Source organism: Streptomyces huasconensis, from assembly GCF_021028635.1.
Lineage (GTDB): Bacteria > Actinomycetota > Actinomycetes > Streptomycetales > Streptomycetaceae > Streptomyces > Streptomyces huasconensis.
Window position 1 is genome coordinate 3,636,319 of the sequence record NZ_CP086119.1, and the last position, 18,421, is coordinate 3,654,739.

At 73.7% G+C, this 18,421-nt stretch carries 22 protein-coding genes; 13 read left to right on the forward strand and 9 right to left on the reverse strand.

Going from position 1 to position 18,421, the window contains the following annotated elements; genetic code table 11:
* Positions 1-134: 134 nt before the first annotated feature.
* Complete coding sequence (locus J2N69_RS16465; protein ID WP_230901467.1) at positions 135-824, reverse strand: copper homeostasis protein CutC; 690 nt, start codon at positions 822-824, stop codon at positions 135-137.
* Positions 825-987: 163 nt separating this feature from the next.
* Positions 988-3,288, reverse strand: a complete 2,301-nt coding sequence (locus tag J2N69_RS16470) for a heavy metal translocating P-type ATPase (RefSeq protein WP_230901468.1) — start codon at positions 3,286-3,288, stop codon at positions 988-990.
* Positions 3,289-3,491: 203 nt separating this feature from the next.
* Here J2N69_RS16470 and J2N69_RS16475 point away from each other — a divergent pair, with 203 nt between their 5' ends.
* A complete protein-coding gene (locus tag J2N69_RS16475; protein WP_230901469.1) occupies positions 3,492-4,463 on the forward strand; it encodes a hypothetical protein in 972 nt (323 codons plus the stop codon).
* 91 nt (positions 4,464-4,554) lie between these two features.
* On the opposite strand, the gene J2N69_RS16480 is transcribed toward J2N69_RS16475, so the two are convergent.
* Together J2N69_RS16480 and J2N69_RS16485 are read right to left on the reverse strand one after the other, a co-directional pair.
* Entirely contained in the window at positions 4,555-5,241 is a 687-nt protein-coding gene (locus J2N69_RS16480; protein WP_230901470.1) for a CatB-related O-acetyltransferase, read from the reverse strand.
* 16 nt (positions 5,242-5,257) lie between these two features.
* On the reverse strand, positions 5,258-5,944 hold the full coding sequence (locus tag J2N69_RS16485; protein WP_230901471.1) for a maleylpyruvate isomerase family mycothiol-dependent enzyme: 687 nt from the start codon (positions 5,942-5,944) through the stop codon (positions 5,258-5,260).
* A gap of 75 nt (positions 5,945-6,019) precedes the next feature.
* Here J2N69_RS16485 and J2N69_RS16490 point away from each other — a divergent pair, with 75 nt between their 5' ends.
* Together J2N69_RS16490 and J2N69_RS16495 are read left to right on the forward strand one after the other, a co-directional pair.
* Positions 6,020-6,694 (forward strand): HD domain-containing protein, encoded by a 675-nt coding sequence (locus J2N69_RS16490; RefSeq protein WP_230901472.1) that lies wholly within the window; start codon positions 6,020-6,022, stop codon positions 6,692-6,694.
* Between the two features lie 67 nt (positions 6,695-6,761).
* Positions 6,762-7,832, forward strand: a complete 1,071-nt coding sequence (locus J2N69_RS16495; protein WP_230901473.1) for a GNAT family N-acetyltransferase — start codon at positions 6,762-6,764, stop codon at positions 7,830-7,832.
* Between the two features lie 24 nt (positions 7,833-7,856).
* Here the strand turns inward: J2N69_RS16495 and J2N69_RS16500 are convergent, their stop codons facing one another.
* A complete protein-coding gene (locus J2N69_RS16500; protein ID WP_230901474.1) occupies positions 7,857-10,838 on the reverse strand; it encodes an AfsR/SARP family transcriptional regulator in 2,982 nt (993 codons plus the stop codon).
* 152 nt (positions 10,839-10,990) lie between these two features.
* Between J2N69_RS16500 and J2N69_RS16505 the strand changes: the two genes are divergently transcribed.
* Together J2N69_RS16505 and J2N69_RS16510 are read left to right on the forward strand one after the other, a co-directional pair.
* A complete protein-coding gene (locus J2N69_RS16505) occupies positions 10,991-11,347 on the forward strand; it encodes a hypothetical protein (RefSeq protein WP_230901475.1) in 357 nt (118 codons plus the stop codon).
* A 296-nt stretch (positions 11,348-11,643) separates the two neighbouring features.
* Positions 11,644-12,858 (forward strand): Cmx/CmrA family chloramphenicol efflux MFS transporter, encoded by a 1,215-nt coding sequence (locus tag J2N69_RS16510; RefSeq protein ID WP_230904746.1) that lies wholly within the window; start codon positions 11,644-11,646, stop codon positions 12,856-12,858.
* Between the two features lie 10 nt (positions 12,859-12,868).
* On the opposite strand, the gene J2N69_RS16515 is transcribed toward J2N69_RS16510, so the two are convergent.
* The gene (locus J2N69_RS16515) at positions 12,869-13,135 is read right to left on the reverse strand and encodes a DUF4031 domain-containing protein (protein ID WP_230901476.1); all 267 of its coding nucleotides are present in this window, start codon (positions 13,133-13,135) and stop codon (positions 12,869-12,871) included.
* On the reverse strand, positions 13,132-13,488 hold the full coding sequence (locus tag J2N69_RS16520; protein WP_230901477.1) for a hypothetical protein: 357 nt from the start codon (positions 13,486-13,488) through the stop codon (positions 13,132-13,134). The genes J2N69_RS16515 and J2N69_RS16520 overlap by 4 nt, the downstream gene beginning before the upstream one ends.
* A gap of 71 nt (positions 13,489-13,559) precedes the next feature.
* Here J2N69_RS16520 and J2N69_RS16525 point away from each other — a divergent pair, with 71 nt between their 5' ends.
* The 4 genes from J2N69_RS16525 to J2N69_RS16540 are packed head-to-tail and all read left to right on the forward strand — an operon-like array spanning position 13,560 to position 16,079.
* Entirely contained in the window at positions 13,560-14,486 is a 927-nt protein-coding gene (locus J2N69_RS16525; protein ID WP_230901478.1) for a MurR/RpiR family transcriptional regulator, read from the forward strand.
* Positions 14,487-14,542: 56 nt separating this feature from the next.
* The gene (murQ, locus tag J2N69_RS16530; protein ID WP_230901479.1) at positions 14,543-15,484 is read left to right on the forward strand and encodes an N-acetylmuramic acid 6-phosphate etherase; all 942 of its coding nucleotides are present in this window, start codon (positions 14,543-14,545) and stop codon (positions 15,482-15,484) included.
* Between the two features lie 41 nt (positions 15,485-15,525).
* Entirely contained in the window at positions 15,526-15,813 is a 288-nt protein-coding gene (locus tag J2N69_RS16535; protein ID WP_230901480.1) for a type II toxin-antitoxin system Phd/YefM family antitoxin, read from the forward strand.
* Entirely contained in the window at positions 15,810-16,079 is a 270-nt protein-coding gene (locus J2N69_RS16540; RefSeq protein ID WP_230901481.1) for a type II toxin-antitoxin system RelE family toxin, read from the forward strand. Before J2N69_RS16535 ends, J2N69_RS16540 begins: the two co-directional genes overlap by 4 nt.
* A 14-nt stretch (positions 16,080-16,093) precedes the next feature.
* On the opposite strand, the gene J2N69_RS16545 is transcribed toward J2N69_RS16540, so the two are convergent.
* Both J2N69_RS16545 and J2N69_RS16550 read right to left on the reverse strand, forming a co-directional pair.
* Positions 16,094-16,321 (reverse strand): hypothetical protein, encoded by a 228-nt coding sequence (locus J2N69_RS16545; protein WP_230905028.1) that lies wholly within the window; start codon positions 16,319-16,321, stop codon positions 16,094-16,096.
* Entirely contained in the window at positions 16,314-16,529 is a 216-nt protein-coding gene (locus tag J2N69_RS16550; protein WP_230901482.1) for a hypothetical protein, read from the reverse strand. Before J2N69_RS16550 ends, J2N69_RS16545 begins: the two co-directional genes overlap by 8 nt.
* Positions 16,530-16,644: 115 nt before the next feature.
* Here J2N69_RS16550 and J2N69_RS16555 point away from each other — a divergent pair, with 115 nt between their 5' ends.
* The 4 genes from J2N69_RS16555 to J2N69_RS16570 are packed head-to-tail and all read left to right on the forward strand — an operon-like array spanning position 16,645 to position 18,230.
* On the forward strand, positions 16,645-17,487 hold the full coding sequence (locus J2N69_RS16555) for a helix-turn-helix domain-containing protein (protein WP_230901483.1): 843 nt from the start codon (positions 16,645-16,647) through the stop codon (positions 17,485-17,487).
* On the forward strand, positions 17,468-17,740 hold the full coding sequence (locus J2N69_RS16560) for a DUF397 domain-containing protein (RefSeq protein WP_230901484.1): 273 nt from the start codon (positions 17,468-17,470) through the stop codon (positions 17,738-17,740). The genes J2N69_RS16555 and J2N69_RS16560 overlap by 20 nt, the downstream gene beginning before the upstream one ends.
* Positions 17,741-17,742: 2 nt before the next feature.
* Positions 17,743-17,982: a DUF397 domain-containing protein gene (locus J2N69_RS16565; RefSeq protein ID WP_230901485.1), complete on the forward strand. Its 240-nt coding sequence runs from the start codon at positions 17,743-17,745 to the stop codon at positions 17,980-17,982.
* A 2-nt stretch (positions 17,983-17,984) separates the two neighbouring features.
* Positions 17,985-18,230, forward strand: coding sequence for a DUF397 domain-containing protein (locus tag J2N69_RS16570; RefSeq protein WP_230901486.1), 246 nt, complete (start codon positions 17,985-17,987; stop codon positions 18,228-18,230).
* Positions 18,231-18,421 lie beyond the last annotated feature (191 nt).

Here is an 18,421-nt window from a genome sequence, read left to right on the forward strand (position 1 = left end):
ACCGAACCCGCACCCAAAAGCCCCGACGGGACCCGACCCCACCGCCCCCCTAAGCCCCCGGCAGGGGGGCGCGGGGAACTGCGCGACAAGCCCCCACCGAACCCGCACCCGAAACCCCGCCAACCCGCGGAGCGCTACGCGTCAACCGCCGCCCGCCACTCCGCCACCGCCCCCGCGGAGACCCCCGCCGCCCAGCCACCCGGCCGCGCCGCGCCCCCGATGTGGAACGCGTCGAGCCCCGCCGCCTTCAGCCCCGGCAGATGCTCCAGCCGCAGCCCCCCGCCGACCAGGAGCCGCGGCTCGTACCCCGGTTCGCCCCGCCGCGCCGCCTCGGCGACCAGCGTCGGCAGCCCCTCGTCGACGCCCCCCGCGGCCCCCGCCGTGAGATACGTGTCGAGGCCCGGCAGCTCCGCGAGCTGCTTGCGCAGGGCGTCGCGGTCGGCGGCCCGGTCGATCGCCCGGTGGAAGGTCCAGCGGCAGCCGTCGAGCGCGGCGACCAGCGTCTCGACCGCGGCGAGGTCGGGCCCGCCCGCCTCGTCGAGGAAGCCGAGGACGAACTCGTCGGCGCCCTCGGCCCTCAGCTCACGGGCACGCCGTACGAGCGCGTCCACGTCCCCGGCGGCGAATCCGTCGGCGAGCCGCAGCATGACGCGCAGCGAGATGTCGACGCGGGACCGGATCGCGGCGAAGGTCTCGCGCGACGGCGTGAGCCCGTCCGCGGCCATGTCGGTCACGAGTTCGAGGCGGTCCGCGCCTCCGGCCTGGGCGGCGACGGCGTCCTCGGCGTCGAGGGCGATCACCTCCAGGACTGCACGCTTGCTCATGGATGTCTCTTCCTTCTCGTCGAGAACCCGGCTCAGAGAACCCCCGGCTCAGACAGGGACACAGGCACAGGTCTAGTCCAATCGCGACCCAGCCTACGCGCCGAACACCCCGGCGCGGGGGAAACAGCTCGCGCCGGGGTGGACCGGAGGACGGGGAGACCGCTCAGGCCAGCGGCTTGAACCCCCGCAGCCGCAGGCTGTTGCCGACCACGAAGACCGAGGAGAAGGCCATCGCGGCCCCCGCGATCATCGGGTTCAGCAGCCCCGCCGCGGCCAGCGGCAGCGCGCCGACGTTGTAGGCGAAGGCCCAGAACAGGTTCGTCCTGATCGTGCCGAGGGTGCGCCGCGAGAGCCGGATCGCGTCGGCCGCGGCCCGCAGGTCACCTCGTACGAGCGTCAGGTCGCCCGCCTCGATCGCGGCGTCCGTCCCCGTGCCCATCGCGAGGCCCAGGTCGGCCTGGGCGAGCGCCGCCGCGTCGTTCACGCCGTCGCCGACCATGGCCACCGAGCGGCCCTCGGCCTGGAGCCGCTTGACCACGTCCACCTTGTCCTGCGGCATGACCTCGGCGATCACGTGCTCCGGGGAGATGCCGACCTCCGCGGCCACCGACGCCGCGACCGCCTTGTTGTCACCGGTCAGCAGGATCGGGGTCAGGCCGAGCGCCCGCAGCCGCCGGATCGCCTCGGCGCTGGTGTCCTTCACCGCGTCGGCGACCTCAAGGACCGCCCGCGCCTCGCCGTCCCAGGCGACCGCGATGGCCGTGCGCCCGGCCGCTTCCGCCTCCGCCTTCGCCCGCTCCAGCGCCACCGGAAGACGTATCTCCCACTCGGCGAGAAGCGCCTCGCGGCCCACCAGGACCGCGTGTCCCTCGACGATGCCCTGCACGCCGCGTCCCGCCACGTTCGCGAAGTCCTCGGGCGTGGGCAGCGCGCCGGCCCGCTCGGCGGCGCCCGCCGCGACGGCCCGGGCGATGGGGTGCTCGGAGGAGTGCTCCAGGGCGCCCGCGAGGCGCAGGACCTCGGAAGCCGAGGTACCGGGAGTGGTGTGCGTGGCGAGCAGGGTCATCTTGCCGGTGGTGACGGTGCCGGTCTTGTCCAGGACGATCGTGTCGACGCGGCGCGTGGACTCCAGGACCTCCGGCCCCTTGATCAGGATGCCGAGCTGGGCGCCGCGTCCGGTGCCGACCATGAGGGCGGTCGGGGTGGCCAGCCCCAGGGCGCAGGGGCAGGCGATGATCAGGACGGCCACGGCCGCGGTGAAGGCGGCGGTGAGTCCGGCGCCGTTGCCGAGCCAGAAGCCGAGGGTGGCGAGCGCCAGGCCGATGACGACCGGCACGAACACCGCGGAGATCCTGTCGGCGAGGCGCTGGGCGGCGGCCTTGCCGTTCTGCGCGTCCTCCACGAGCTTGGCCATGCGGGCGAGCTGGGTGTCGGCGCCGACGCGGGTGGCCTCGACGACGAGGCGTCCGCCGACGTTGAGGGTGGCGCCGGTGACCGCGTCGCCCTCGCCGACCTCGACCGGCACGGACTCGCCGGTGAGCATGGAGGCGTCGACGGCCGAGGCGCCCTCGACGACCTTGCCGTCCGTGGCGATCTTCTCGCCGGGCCGGACGAGGAACCGGTCGCCGGTCCTCAGCTCGCCCACCGGCACGGTCTCCTCGCGGCCGCCGTCGCGCAGCACGGTGACGTCCTTGGCGCCGAGCTGGAGCAGCGCCTTGAGGGCGGCCCCGGCCTTCCGCTTGGAGCGGGCCTCGAAGTAGCGCCCGGCCAGGATGAAGGCGGTGACGCCGGCCGCCGCCTCCAGGTAGATGTTCCCGGCGCCGTCGCTGCGCGCGATGGTGAGTTCGAACGGGTGGGTCATGCCCGGGGTGCCCGCGGTGCCGAAGAACAGCGCCCACAGCGACCAGAGGAACGCCGCCGTGGTGCCGACCGAGATCAGCGTGTCCATGGTGGCCGCGCCGTGCCGGGCGTTGGTGAAGGCCGCCTTGTGGAAGGGCCAGGCGGCGTAGGTGACGACGGGCGCGGCGAGGGTGAGGGAGAGCCACTGCCAGTACTCGAACTGGAGGGCGGGGACCATCGCCATCGCGATCACGGGGACGGAGAGCAGCACCGCCGTGACCAGCCGCTCGCGCAGCGGCCGCAGCGCGTCGTCGGCCCGCCGCTCCTCACTGTCGCCGTCACCCGCCTGCGACGAGGCGGCCTCGTCACGTACGGGTGCGGGCTCCTCGGCCGTGTACCCGGTGGCCTCGACGGTCGCGATCAGATCCTGTACGGAGACGTCCTCGCCCCGGTAGCTGACCTTGGCTTTCTCGGTGGCGTAGTTGACGGTCGCCTCGACGCCGTCCATGCGGTTGAGCTTCTTCTCGATCCGGGCGGCGCACGAGGCGCAGGTCATGCCACCGATGGCGAGTTCCACTTCTGCGGTGGAAGCCGCCTCGGGGGTGCCGGGAGTGGTGGTGGACATGGCTGCGGGCTCCTCGTGACGTGAGTCCCGATACCCGGACCGGGTATCACTGACGAGATCCATTTATACCCCTGGGGGGTACCCAACGCAACCCCCGGCCACCAGGACTCCAGGGGTTGACGTAATACCCCCCAGGGGTATCCTCGTCCGTATCGAGCCCGATGGGCCGGAAGAGCCGGACCGGGATCACCCAGGGAGCCGTCATGAACACCGGACTGAAGATCACCGCATTCGCCGCAGCCGTCGCCGCGACCTTCGGTACGGCGTACGGAGTGGGCCAGGCAGTCGACCCCGTCACGGACAGGGCCCCGGCGGCGCGGCACGGTGAACGCGGCAAGACCCCGCACGAGGATCACGGCGCCGCCGCCGGAGGCCTGCAGATCTCCGAGCGCGGCTACACCCTGGACCTCAAGACCGCGCGGGTGGCGGCGGACCGCAAGGAAGAGCTGCGCTTCGCCGTCGTCAAGGACTCCACGGGGCGCAACGTCACCGCGTACCAGAAGGAGCACGACAAGGAGCTGCACCTCATCGTCGCCTCACGTGACCTGACGGTCTACCGCCACCTGCACCCGGTCCGGGCCGCGGACGGCGTCTGGTCGACCAAGGTCGAGCTGCCCGAGGCCGGCGGCTACCGCGTCTTCGCCGACTTCCGCCCCGAGGGCGCGGAGGAGGGCCTGACGCTCGGCGCCGACCTGGCGGTGGCGGGCGAGGCCGCGCCGAAGAAGCTGCCCGCGCCCAGCGCGACCGCGACGGTGGACGGGTACGACGTGACGCTGAAGGGCGAGCTGAAGACGGGCGCGGGCGGCGACCTCACCCTGGCCGTGGCGAAGAACGGCAGGCCGGTGACCGACCTCCAGCCCTACCTGGGCGCCTACGGCCACCTGGTGGCCCTGCGGTCGGGCGACCTGGCCTACCTCCACGTCCACCCGAACGGCGAGCCCGGCGACGGCCGGACGAAGGCGGGCCCCGGCATCTCCTTCACGGCGACGGCGCCGAGCGCGGGGGCGTACCGCCTCTTCCTGGACTTCAAGCACGAGGGGAAGGTCCGCACGGCGGCGTTCACGGTGCACGCGGGCGACGACACCGGCCGCACGGAGACGGACGGCGGCGGCCACGCGGAGCCCGAGGCCGGCCACGGAACCGGCACGCAGAAGGACGGCGGCCACCAGCACTGACCGCCGCCCTCCCCGCTCACACGTACCACCAGCACTGACCGCCGCCCTCCCCGCTCACGCCGCCCTCCCCCGCTCACCCGTACCCCGAAGGTCAACCGGCCTTCGGGGTGGCCGCGTCGCCGCCCGGCGCCACGGCGGCCAGCTCCGCCACGCTGCCCGACATGACGGCCCGGACGTGCCGGGTCAGGTGCTCGGCCGGCCAGTCCCACCAGGCCAGTTCGAGGAGGCGGGCGATGTCCTCGTCGCCGAAACGGCGGCGGATCAGCCTGGCCGGGTTGCCGCCGACGATGCCGTAGTCCGGCACGTCGTCGACGACCACCGAGCCCGACGCGATGACCGCGCCGTGCCCGATCCTGACGCCCGGCATGACGGTGGAGCGGTAGCCGAACCACACGTCGTGGCCGACGACCGTGTCACCGCGCCCCGGCAACCCGCTGATCAGGTCGAAGTGGTCGCTCCAGGAACCGCCCATGATCGGGAACGGGAACGTGGAGGGCCCGTCCATCCGGTGGTTGGCGCCGTTCATGATGAACCGCACGCCCTCGCCGAGCGCGCAGAACTTGCCGATGACCAGCCGCTCGGGACCGTAGTGGTAGAGGACGTTGCGGGTCTCGAAGGCGGTCGGGTCGTCGGGGTCGTCGTAGTACGTGAAGTCGCCGACCTCGATCAGCGGCGACTTCACGAGCGGTTTGAGCAGCACCACGCGCTCCTGGCCGGGCATGGGGTGCAGCACGTTCGGATCGGCGGGGACCAGCGGTGCGCCGGATTCGGAGGTCATGGGCCCATGATCCACGTCAGCCGAAAAGCACCAACTCCTTTTCCCGGGCGCCCGCCAGCTCGTACCGCGTCCCCGTCAGCGGCCGTCCCGCGCAGAGCCGGACGAGGGTCGGCGCGTCCCCGATGTAGCGGGCCGGGGGCCTGCGCCCGTCCGTGGCGCCGAGGACCAGCGGCTCGTCCCGCCCGTCCACGTCCGCGTGGACCGCGAGCCCCGGCGCCGCCGTGCTGTACGCGCCCCTGCTGTGCAGTTCGAGGAGCGGCAGCGCGTCGGCGAGGCCGTCCCCGCCGTACGCCCCCGGCTCGCCCCACGCCTCGCGGATGTCCCCGGCGTGCACCCACTCGCCGAGCGCGATGCCGTCCAGGACTCCCTTGGCCGCGGCCATGACGTTCCCGGCCTCGGTCATGCCGCGCTCCAGTTCGTCCACGAGGCGGGAGGGCGACCAGTCGGCGCGCTCGGCGATGTCCCGCTCATTGCTCTCGGCGCTGAAGACGCCTTCCTCGAAGCGGTTCTCCACGACCCGCATCAGCGCGGAGCCGCAGTGCGCGATCACATGGCGCACGGTCCAGCCGGGGCAACAGGTGCGGAGCGCGAACGCCTCGTCGGGCGCGGACCTCAACAGCGGGATCAGGGCGTCGCGTTCGGTCCGGAGCAGCCGTCCGGCGCGCTCGGGCTCGTAACTCTCTTCAGGTGCGGTCGTCGTCATGACGGCAGCCAATCGCCCCCGGCCACCCAGGGTCAATATACCCCCGTGGGGTACACGCGGGTTACGCTCCACCCCATGGCCGACGACGACAACCACGACCTGCGCGAACGCCACGACGCCCTGCGGCAGCGCTGGCTCACGACGCTGCTGCGCGCACGGGACACCGACGAGTGCGTCTATGACCCGTACCGGTTCGCCGACAACCTCCTCGTCCGCTGGGCCGAGCCGCAGCGGCGCTATCACACCGTCGACCACCTGACGGCGGTGCTCGACCACATCGACGTGCTGGAGGGCCACGCCGACGCCCCCGAGCTGGTGCGGCTCGCGGCCTGGTTCCACGACGCGGTGTACGCGCCCGACCGCTCCGAGAACGAGGAGCGCTCGGCCCGGCTGGCCGAACGCGCCCTCCCCGAGGCAGGGCTGGCGCCCGACCAGGTCGCGGAGGTGGCCCGCCTCGTCCGCCTCACCGTGACCCACGACCCCGCCGAGGGCGACCGCAACGGCGAGGTGCTGTGCGACGCCGACCTCGCGATCCTCGCGGCGGCCCCGGACGCGTACGCCGCCTACGCCGCAGCCGTCCGCGAGGAGTACGCCTTCGTGCCGGACGAGGCGTTCCGCACGGGCCGCGCGGCCGTCCTGCGGCAACTCCTCGGCCTGCCGCACCTGTTCAGGACGCCGTACGGCGCGACCGAGTGGGAGACGGCGGCCCGCGAGAACCTCATGACGGAACTGGCGCTGCTGGACGCCTGAGACGGCCGCTGACAGCGCCCTCGAAATTGCCGCGCGCCGCCGCGGAGCACTCCGTACGCTCCTCCCCATGCTTCTCATGGGTGGGGACAGGGTCGAGGAGGCCGTCGCGCACGCGGCCCGGGTGCTGCGCGCGGCGGCCGGCCGGGACTGGGGCGTGGCGGCGGGCGGGCTCGACTGGAGCTGTTTGCAGACAGCGGAGCACATCGCCGGTGATCTCGTGGCGTACGCCGGGCAGTTGACGGGCCGGGCCACCGGCGCCTACGTCCCCTTCGGCATCACGCTCGACGAGGGCACGGACCCCGAGGGCGCGATCCGGGTGATCGAGGCGACCGGGGGCATCCTCGCGTCGGTGGTCCGCACGACACCGCCCGGCGTCCGCGCCTACCACCCCTACCCCCACGGCAGCGCGGACGCGGCGGGCTTCGCCGCGATGGGCGTCGCCGAAGTCCTCCTGCACACGTACGACATCGCGCGGGCGCTCGGCGTCGACGCGGAGCCGCCCGAGGAGCTGTGCGCGGCGGTGCTCGGCCACCTGTTCCCGCACGTCTCGCCCGCGGGCGGCCCGCCGTGGCGGGTCCTGCTCTGGGCCACGGGCCGCGGTGACCTGCCGGGCCGCGCGCCGCTCACGCGGTGGCGCTGGCACAACTCCCTGTCCCTGCCCGCGGGCCCGGTGTCGTTGAGCGAGGTGTCCCCGACGGCCGCCGCCGATCTCGCGGCGGGTGGCACGGGCGGGCTGACCTGGATCGAGGGCGGCCCCTTCCCCGGCACGCGGGGCGCGGCCGGGCGGGTGGCGAAGGCGTACGCCGACGGGACGCACCGGCCCGAGTGGGGCCTGTACGCGCTGGTGCGCGCCGAGGACGGCCTCGCGGTCGGCGGCATGGGCTTCCACGGCCCGCCGGACGAGGAGGGCTGCCTGGAGGTCGGCTACGACCTGGCGGAGGCGGCGCGGGGCCACGGGCACGCCACGGCGGCGCTGCGGGCCCTGTCCGAGTGGGCGCTGGCCCGGCCCGGGGTCACGTCCCTGCTGGCCCTCGTCGACCCGGAGAACACGGCGTCCCAGGGGGTGCTGACGCGCGCGGGGTACGCGCGCCTGGCCGACCGCGACGCCACGTGGGCGTACGGGATGCGCCGCGCCTGAGCCGCGCGGGCGCCGGGGCTGTGCTCACCGGACGGCGGCCGCCCCGCCCAGCGCCAGGCGTACGGGGTCCCGGGTCCCCGCCCCTTCCGCGTACGCGGCGGCGTAGGCCTCCTCGCCGAGGCGCTCGCGCAGGAGGTGTTCGGCTTCGATGTGGGCGTCGTGGAGCGGCTTGAGCCCGGTCAGCGCGACGCCGGTCGTGCGCAGCAGCCGGGCCGCCGCCCCCATCAGCCGTGCCGCCCGGCCGTGGTCACCGGTCGCGGCGGCGGCCCAGGCCAGCGCCTCCACGCCCCAGACGGGCCCCCAGCGGTCCCCGATGCCCCACTGGCGGCGCAGCGAGTCGCGGAACAGGCCGAGGGAGCGGTGGGCGTCGCCGTGCCGCAGCTCCGCGAGGCCCATGCCCCACAGCCCCCAGGAGTGCGCCCAGCCCGCGCGGTGGGCCTCGGCCTCGGCGGCGTACTCCCGCCCGGCCGCGAGGGCGGCCTCCCGCTCGCCGAGGAACGCCGCGGCCATGGCCCACATCATGGTCGCCATGTGGGCGTCGCCCGTCTGGCCGCAGGCCCGGAAGCGCTCCCGGGCGCGGGCGAGGAGCGCGACGGAGTCGGCGTCGCCGCGGACGAGGAAGGCGAAGGCGCCCTCCATGTACGCCAGTACGGCCGGGGTCACGCCGTCCTCCGCCGCCCCGCCGAGCCGCGCCGCCCGGGCCAGGAAGCGTTCGGCGGCGGGCTGGTCCCCCTGGCAGAGCGCGATCCAGGCGGCGAGCGCCAGACCGCAGGTCCGCAGCGGGACGGGGGCGCCGGGGGTGAGGTCCAGGGTGCGGGTCAGCCAGTGCCGGCCCTCGCCGAGCGAGCTGCTGAAGAACCAGTACCGGGTGCGGGTGAGGTTGGCGGCGATCTCCAGGCCGGCCGTGGCGTCGCCCGCGTCCGAGACGCTGAAGTCGAGGGCGGCCCGCAGGTTCGGCGACTCCCGCCGCAGCCGCGACAGCCAGTCCACCTCGCCGGGTCCGAACCACTGCGCGGCGGCCCGCGCGGACACCGCCCCGTAGTAGGCGCAGTGCCGCCGCCGCAACGGCCGCTCCCGCCCCGTCTCCGCGAGCCGCCCCTGGCCGTACTGCCGCAGGGTCTCCAGCATCCGGTACCGGGCGGGCGAGCCGGTGGTGTCCACGGTGAGCACCGACTTGTGGACGAGGGCGGCCAGCACGTCCACGACGTCCTCCCGCGCGGGCCCGCGGGCGGCGCCTGCGGGCTCGGCCCAGGAGGCGCCCGCGCAGGAGGCGTCGGCGGGCCCGAAGTCCGCGCAGGTGACGGTCTCGTCGCCCGGTTCGTCGGGACATACCGCCTCCGCCGCCGCCAGGTCGAAGCCGCCCGAGAAGACCGAGACGCCTGCCCACAGGCGCCGTTCGCGTTCGTCGCACAGGTCGTGGCTCCAGTCGACGACGCCCCGCAGGGTGCGCTGGTGGTGGGGGCCCGTGGTGGAGAGGAGGCGGAAGCGGTCGCCGAGCCGGTCGAGGATCTCCTCGGCGGAGAGCGTGCCGAGGCGGACGGCGGCCAGTTCGATGGCCAGGGGGATGCCGTCCAGGCGGCGGCAGAGCCGCCCCACCGCCTCCTGGTTGCCCGCGGTGATGCGGAAGTGCGGGGCGCACGCCTCGGCGCGGTCGGCGAGCAGCCGCACGGCCTCGCACCGCGTCAGCGAGGGCGCCGCGCCCCGCTGCCGGGGGACGCCCAGCGGCGGCACGGGCAGCAGGTATTCCCCGGGGGCCCGCAGCCCCTGGCGGCTCGTGGCGAGCACGCGCAGCCCGGGCGCCGCGCCCAGCAGTGTGCCCAGCAGTTCGGCGGCGGCTTCGGCGACGTGCTCGCAGTTGTCGAGGACCAGCAGCAGCCGCCTTTCCCGCAGGTGCTCGACGAGGACCTCCGTGCCGGGCCGCAGGGACTGGTCGGGGATGCGCAGCGCCTCCGCGACCGCGCGGTCCAGCAGGCGGGGTTCGGTGAGCGGCGCGAGGTCGGCGAGCCAGGCCCCGTGCGGGTACGCCCACGCGGTCTCGGCGGCGGCGCGCAGGGCGAGGCGGGTCTTGCCGACGCCGCCGGGCCCGGTGAGCGTGACGAGCCGGGCGCTGTCCAGGAGCTTGCGGGTCCTGCTCAGCAGGGCTTCGCGCCCGACGAACGTCGTCGTCTCGGCGGGGAGGTTCCCCTTGGCGCGGGGTCCGCGCGGTGACGGCGGCGCGTTCAGCGCGGGGTCGCCGGTGAGGATGCGCTGGTGCAGCCGCCGCAGCTCGGCGCCCGGGTCGACGCCCAGTTCGTCGCCGAGCAGCGCGCTGACGGCGCGGTAGCAGTCGAGGGCCTCGCTCTGGCGGCCCGAGCGGTAGAGGGCCAGCATCCGCTGGGCCCAGAAGCGCTCCCGGAGCGGGTGGGCGGCGGTGAGTTCCCGCAGCCGGGGCAGTACGTCGGCGTGCCGCCCGAGCAGGAAGTCGGCCTCCGTGCGCGACTCCAGGGCGCTCAGCCTCCGTTCGTCAAGCGCGGGGACGACCTCCAGGGCCAGCCGCTCCGACGGTACGTCCGCGAGCGGCTCCCCGCGCCACAGGGCCAGCGCCTCGCCGAGCAGCGCGGCGGCCCGCTCGGGCGCGTGCGCCGCCGCGGCGGCCCGGGCCCGGTCGGCCAGGGCGTCGAAGCGGTGCAGGTCGAGGGCGCCTTCCGGTACGTCGATGGCGTACCCGCGCGGGCAGGTGCGGATCGGCCCCGCGCCCCGGGTGGACCCGAGGGTGCGCCGCAGCCGCAGCACGTAGTTCTGGAGGGCGTTGCGGGCGCCCTCCGGCGGCTCGTCCCACAGGCGGGCGATGAGGGTGTCCGTGGGGACGACGCTGCCCGCGTCCACGAGCAGGGAGACCAGCAGGGCCCGCTGCTTCGCGGCCCGCACCGGCACCGGTCTGCCGTCGGCGAGCACTTCCAGAGGCCCCAGAATCCGGTACTCCAGCGCCGTGTTCCCCGGCTCCGCGTTCTCCACCCCAGCTGTCACGTTCCGTCATGATTCCAGCACGCCGCGTGAGTGTCGAGTGACCGCCGAGTGACCGCCGTGACAGGGCCCGCCGCGACCATCGGAGTCATGAAGAAGCGGCAGCGGCCCGCGTTCATGCGCGCCGCGCCTGCCATCCAGAAGGAGGACGGGACATGACCCAGTCTCGCCGTTTCACCCCCCTCGCCCTCAAGCTCGCGGCCGTGGCGGTCGCGACACTGCCGGTCCTCGCCGCTGTCACGCCGGGCGCGGCGGCGGCTCCGGCGGCACAGCCCCCGGCCGCTGCCGACAAGATCCTCACGTGCAGCACGGACACGGACGGCTGGACCGGGCACGCGCACTGCAAGAACAACACCAACCAGGTGCGGGCCTTCCGTGCCTCGGTGGTCTGCGGCGCGTGGCCGGACGCCAAGGGCGCCTGGAAGACCCTGCACCCGGGCCGCTCCGACGTGTCGAGCGCCCGCTGCTTCGGCGGCACCGGCGTCGGCAGCGTGAGCTGGGACGAGGGCTGACCCGCGCTTAGCGGGTCCTGAGCGGAGGGGCGCCGTCACCACGGGGGTGCGGCCGGTACGGAGAGCGCGGTCGGAGCGCGCGAGACGTACGGGACGCGGAGGTGACGGCGCCCCTCTACCCGTGCCCGGGAATGCACGTGCCCCAGGACGTGCCCCAGGACGTGCCCCAGGAATGCCGGCACCCCTCAGCGGTGTTGGACCTGTTCATGCCGACCTCTGACCCGACAGCGCAGCCGGACGCCGGCGCTCCCCCCGCACCCACACCCACGGCCACCAGCAAGCGCACACCCGCCCGCATGCCCATGGCCGTCTACATGCTCGGCCTCGCCGTCTTCGCCCTCGGCACGAGCGAGTTCATGCTCTCCGGGCTGCTGCCGCCCATCGCCGACGACATGAACGTCTCGATCCCGCGCGCGGGCCTGCTCATATCCGCCTTCGCGATCGGCATGGTGATCGGCGCCCCGCTGCTCGCCGTGGCGACGCTGCGCCTGCCCCGGCGCACCACCCTCATCGCGCTCATCACGGTCTTCGGCCTGGGCCAGGTCGCCGGTGCCCTCGCCCCTTCGTACGAGATCCTCTTCGCGTCCCGCGTGGTCAGCGCCCTGGCCTGTGCGGGGTTCTGGGCGGTCGGCGCGGCCGTGGCGATCGCGATGGTCGACTTCGGGCAGCGCGCCCGCGCCATGGCGGTGATGATCGGCGGCCTGTCCATCGCGAACGTCCTCGGCGTCCCGGCGGGCGCCTTCCTGGGCGAGCACTTCGGCTGGCGCTCCGCGTTCTGGGCGGTGGGCGCGGCCTCCGCGGTCGCGCTCGTCGGCGTCCTCACGCTGATCCCGCGCATCCCGCTGCCCGCCGAGAAGCCGCGCCTCAAGAAGGAGGTCGCGATCTACGCCGACCGCCAGGTCTGGCTCTCGGTCACGATCACCGCGCTCGCGGCGGGCGGTGTCTTCTGCGCCTTCTCCTACCTCTCGCCGCTCCTGACGGACGTGGCGGGCCTGGCCGAGGGCTGGGTCCCCTCCGTCCTGGGGCTCTTCGGCCTCGGCGCCCTGGTCGGCACGGCGATCGGCGGCCGGGTCGCGGACGCGCACCTCTTCGGGGTGCTGCTCAGCGGCATCGCCGCGTCGACGGTCTTCCTCGTCGCGCTGGCGCTGTTCGCGTCGGCCCCGGCGGCGGCGATCACGCTGTCGTTCCTGCTGGGGGTCAGCGCGTTCTACACGGCCCCGGCCCTGAACGCCCGCATGTTCAACGTCGCGGGCGCCGCCCCCACCCTGGCGGGCGCGACGACGACGGCGGCGTTCAACCTCGGCAACACCGGCGGCCCCTGGCTCGGCGGCACCGTCATCGACCTGGACCTCGGCTACGCGGCCACGGCGTGGGCGGGGGCGGCCATGACGGCGACGGCGATCGCGGCGGTGGCGGTCTCGCTGCGCCTGCACCGCAAGACTCCGGGCCGCGTGGTCACGTCGTCGGCCCCGACCTCCGCCCCCGCCCCGGCCACGTCGTCCGCCCCGTAGGCCACCGGCGTCACACCGGCCGCCCCTTGGGCCTGCGCAGCCCCGCCGCCGTCAGCCTGCGCACCAGCTCCTTCGAGCCGACCTCGACGGCGCCCGCCCGCACGGCGTCGTCGTACCGGTCCGAGGGGATGTCGTAGTGGTCGTCGTCGAAGGCGCGCGGGGGCGCGCCGATGGCGGCGGCGAAGGCGTGCAGTTCCTCGTACGAGACGTCGCTGACCAGGTGGGACCACATGCGGCCGTGGCCGGGCCAGGTCGGCGGGTCGATGTAGAGGGTCATGTCAGCTTGCCCACGGGCGCCACGACGACGCCCGCCTTGCCGCACACCCAGTGCGGATCGGGCCCCAGCTCCGGTTCGACGTCGAGGGCGTGCGGGTCGCCCGAGGCGCACACCGGGCACAGCGGCCAGCGGCCGTACCGTTCGAGCAGGGCGTCCTGTACGTCCTGGGCGACGAGCCCCGCGACGTAGCCGATGCCCTCGGGCCACTGCTCGACCCACCAGCGGCGGTGCGCCACCGCCTCCTCGACGAGCGAGACGACCTCGGCCTCGGCGACCTCACGGGCGACGAGGTCGGCGAGGACGAGCGCGCGGGCGGCGTGCAACGCCTGCTCCAGGGGGTCGATCGTGTCCATGGAGCCATTGTCACCCGACGCGGGCGTCGCGGAGTCTTGACCGCCTCCGCCCGTGAAAATACCTTTCAGACGTGACCCATGAAGTGAAGGAAATTTTCGCGGGCGCCGCTCCCCCGGCCCCCGCCGCCCTCGCGGCCAAGGTCCGGACCCTCGCGCCGTCGATGACCCGCTCCATGCAGCGCGTCGCCGAGGCCGTCGCCGCCGACCCCGCGGGATGCGCCGCCCTCACGGTCACCGGCCTCGCCGAGCTGACCGGCACCAGCGAGGCCACGGTGGTCCGCACCGCCCGCCTCCTCGGCTACCCCGGCTACCGCGACCTGCGCCTGGCGCTCGCGGGCCTCGCCGCCCAGCAGCAGTCGGGCCGGGCGCCCGCCGTCACCGCGGACATCGCCGTCGACGACCCCCTGGCGGACGTCGTCGCGAAGCTCGCCTACGACGAGCAGCAGACCTTGGCCGACACCGCCGCCGCGCTCGACATGGTGCAGCTCGGCGCCGCCGTCGCCGCCCTCGCGACCGCGCCCCGCGTGGAGATCTACGGCGTCGCCGCCTCGGGCCTCGTCGCCCAGGACCTGGCCCAGAAGCTCCTGCGCATCGGCCACATCGCCCACGCCCACTCGGACCCGCACCTGGCCGTCACCAACGCCGTGACGCTGCGCGCCAAGGACGTCGCCATCGCGATCACCCACTCGGGTTCCACGGGTGACGTCATCGAGCCGCTGCGGGTCGCCTTCGAGCACGGCGCGACCACGGTCGCGATCACCGGCCGCCCCGACGGCGCCGTCTCGCAGTACGCCGACCATGTCCTGACCACCTCGACGGCGCGCGAGAGCGAGCTGAGGCCGGCCGCCATGTCGTCCCGTACGAGCCAGCTCCTCGTCGTGGACTGCCTGTTCGTCGGCGTCGCCCAGCGGACGTACGAGACGGCGGCGCCCGCGCTCGCCGCCTCCTACGAAGCGCTCGCCCACCGCCACAGTCCGCGCGGCGGCACCAGCCGCTGAACCGTTCCACCCCGCCCCGCCAACCCCCCACCGGACACGAAAGAGCCGCCACCACCATGACCTCGACCGAAGACCACGAAGATCTCCGCGCCCAGCTGGCCACCCTCACCACCGAGGCGTTCCGGCCCGAGCTGTCCGAGATCGACCGGCTGGACACCCTGGAGATCGCGCGGATCATGAACGGCGAGGACGCGACCGTCCCGGCGGCCGTGGCCGAGCGGCTGCCCGCCATCGCCGCCGCGATCGACGCCACCGCCGAGCGCCTGGCGGGCGGCGGCCGCCTGGTCTACGCGGGCGCGGGCACGGCGGGCCGCCTCGGCGTGCTCGACGCCTCCGAGTGCCCGCCCACGTTCAACACCGACCCGAGCCGGGTCGTCGGCCTCATCGCGGGCGGCCCGGGCGCGATGGTCGAGGCGGTGGAGGGCGCGGAGGACAGCAAGGAACTCGCCGCCGCCGACCTGGACGGCCTGCGGCTCACGGCGGCCGATGTGGTGGTCGGCGTCTCGGCGTCGGGCCGCACCCCGTACGCGATCGGCGCGGTCGAACACGCCCGCGCCCGCCACGGCGCCCTCACCATCGGCCTGTCCTGCAACGCGGACAGCGCGCTCGCGGCCGCCGCCGACCACGGCATCGAGATCGTCGTCGGCCCCGAACTCCTCACCGGCTCCACCCGGTTGAAGGCGGGCACGGCCCAGAAGCTCGTCCTCAACATGATCTCGACGATCACGATGATCCGCCTCGGCAAGACCTACGGGAACCTCATGGTGGACGTCCGCGCGTCGAACGAGAAGCTGCGCGCCCGCTCCCACCGCATCGTCGCCCTCGCCACCGGCGCCGCCGACGAGGAGATCGAGGCCGCCCTCGTCGCGACGGACGGCGAGGTGAAGAACGCGATCCTGACGATCCTCGGCGGAGTCGACGCCGCCACGGCGGCGGACCTCCTCACCACGTCGAACGGCCACCTGCGCGCGGCCTTGGACCACTCCCGCACCGGCTGAACCACGAAGCGTGTGTACACGCATGTGCGTACACTTGAGCCATGAGCGAGAACGTCACCATCCGGGAAGCCCGCGCCCATCTCGCAGAGGTCGTCGACAAGGCCGAGGCCGGCGAGGTGACCGTACTGACCCGCAAGGGAAAGCGTGTCGCCGCTCTGGTGCCCATAGAGGTTCTGGACGCGCTGGACGAGGCGGCCGACGAACTCGCGGCACGCGAAGCCGAGCGGCACCGTGACGACCCGACCGTCGGCATGGCGGAACTGCTGGCGGACCTCTTCGAGAGCGGCGCCAGGGACAGTGGCGGCCACACCGCGGGCGACGCCGCGTGAAGTACGCCTTCCGCTTCACCACGCACGCCCAGCGCCAGCTCCGGTCCATCGACCGGCAGCAGGCCCTGCGCATCCTCACGGCCCTCGCCGCGCTGGGCGACGACCCGTACCGCGACGACGCCGACACCAAGAAACTCACAGGACACGAGGGCTTGTACCGGCTGCGCGTCGGCAGCTTCCGCGTGGTCTACGAGATCCAGAACGACGTGCTGGTCATCCTCGTCGTCCATGTCGGCAACCGCTGGGATGTATACCGCACCATGTGAGCCGAAGCGGTCCCTCATCGCGGCGACGCCTGCGCCCGCCGGTTCAGCTCCCGCACCTTGGCCCGGAGCACGTCCTCCGGCGGCGCGTCACCCACCGACCCCGGCGGGCAGTCCCACTCCCGGCCGCCGCCCAGCGGCCGCAGCTGCACGAGGCCGCCCTCGCAGCCCATCACCTGCCCGACGCTGCCGTCCCGGAAGTCCACGGCGTACGTCCCCGCCTCCGGCACGCACGGATCACTCACCGCGCCGCCCCTCCAGTACGCAGGCCAGCCGCAGCGCGGTGTCCATGTTGCAGCGCCCCAGCTCCACGAGGGGCAGGGATTCGTTCGCCACGCTCAATGGGTCCACCCGCAGCGACGGCAGCGTGACCCCCGCCCTCGCCAGGCCCGCCTTCAACTGCCGCACGGCCTCCTCCGCCGCCCGCAACCGTTCCTCCGCCGTCAGCGCCATGGGCTCCGCCTTTCCACCGAGTGTCGTCGTTACGTCACCTAGCGTGTCCGGTCCTGCGTAGGCTGAAAAGCGCAGCCGACCCAACAAAGCCCCCCGCGTGGTGGAGGAGTTGCCCATGACCCGCCCCAAGGACCTCGACCCCTCTTCCAACCCCCGCGCCTTCCTCGGCGCCGAGCTGCGCCACGCCCGCGAACGGGCCGGCCTCAGCCAGGAGGCGCTGGGGGCGCCGGTGTTCGTGAGCGGCACGTTCATCGGGCAGTTGGAGGCGGGTACGCGCCGGATGCACCTGGAGTACGCGCGCCACTTCGACGAGACCCTCGGCACGGAGGACTTCTTCACCCGCAACTGCGGGGCGCTGGCGAAGTCGAAGTATCCGGATCACTTCGCGGAGGCGGCGGAGGCGGAGGCGGTCGCGACCTCCATCAGGCAGTACGCGACGCTGCTGATCCCAGGACTGCTCCAGACGAAGGCGTACGCGGAGGAGGTCTTCCGCGCGTACAACCCGACGGCGACGCAGGAAGTGATCGACGCCGATGTGTCCGCGCGACTCGACCGCGCGCGTCTGCTTGATGACCCAACAACCCCGCTGTTATGGGCAGTGCTTGACGAGGCGGTACTCAGGCGCCCGGTCGGCGGCGGCCAGGTGATGGCAGAGGCCCTGCGCCACGTGGCGAGGCTTGCGCGGGAGCATCGGATCATCGTGCAGGTGCTGCCTTTCGGCGCCGGTGCACACGCGGCAATGCACGGCCACTTGAAGCTGATGGAGTTCGATGACGCCCCGCCGCTCTCCTTCGTCGAAGGGCCCGACATGGGCAAGCTCCTCGACGACCCGGCCACCGTCACCCGCCACGTCCTGATGTTCAACCTCCTCCAGGCCGCCGCACTCTCGCCGAAAGAATCCCTGGCCCTGATCGAGTCGGTGGCGCAGGATTACGAGCATGGAGAACAACGCCCGTGAGTACGAGTACGACCTGAGCAAGGCCGTTTGGCACAAGTCGAGCTACAGCGGCGGCGACGGCGGCAACTGCCTGGAGACCGCCCGCTGGCGCAAGTCCACACACAGCGGCGGTGACGGCGGCGACTGCCTCGAAGTCGCCGACGGCCACCCCACCGTCATCCCCGTCCGAGACTCCAAGAACCCCCAAGGCCCGAAGCTCGTCTTCCGCACCGCGAGCTGGTCCGCGTTCGTCACCCACCTCAAGGACGCCTGACCATGGACGGATACGTCTGGCACAAGTCCAGCTACAGCGGCGGCAGCGGCGGCGACTGCCTGGAGGTGGCTCGCTGGCGCAAGTCCACACGCAGCGGTGGAGAAGGCGGCAACTGCCTCGAAGTCGCCGACGGCCACCCCACCGTCATCCCCATCCGCGACTCCAAGAACCCCACGGGCCCGAAGCTCGTCTTCCGCACCGCGAGCTGGTCCACCTTCGTCACCCACCTCAAGGACGCCTGACCATGGACCTGAGCGGCGCGACCTGGCACAAGTCCAGTTACAGCGCGGGCGACGGCGGCGACTGCCTGGAGATCGCCCGCTGGCGCAAGTCCACCCACAGCGACGCAAGCGGCGGCAACTGCCTCGAAGTAGCCGACGGACACCCCACCGTCATCCCCGTCCGCGACTCCAAAAACCCCCAAGGCCCGAAGCTCGTGTTCCACACCGCGAGCTGGTCCGCGTTCATCGACGAGGTCAAGGCCTCTTAGGGGCGCCGCAAGAAGCAACTCCCTCACCGGTCGCGCGCGTTGTCGCGCGACCGGCCCGCGGCGACGCCACGGCACGGTACGGCCATAGGCACTGCCATGCGCAAGGCCGTCCGCGGAAAAAACCCCGCGCATTCGTGCCCCATTCAATCAGGCGTTCGATGTCCTGAATTGCCTCCTCCCCACCGGTCACA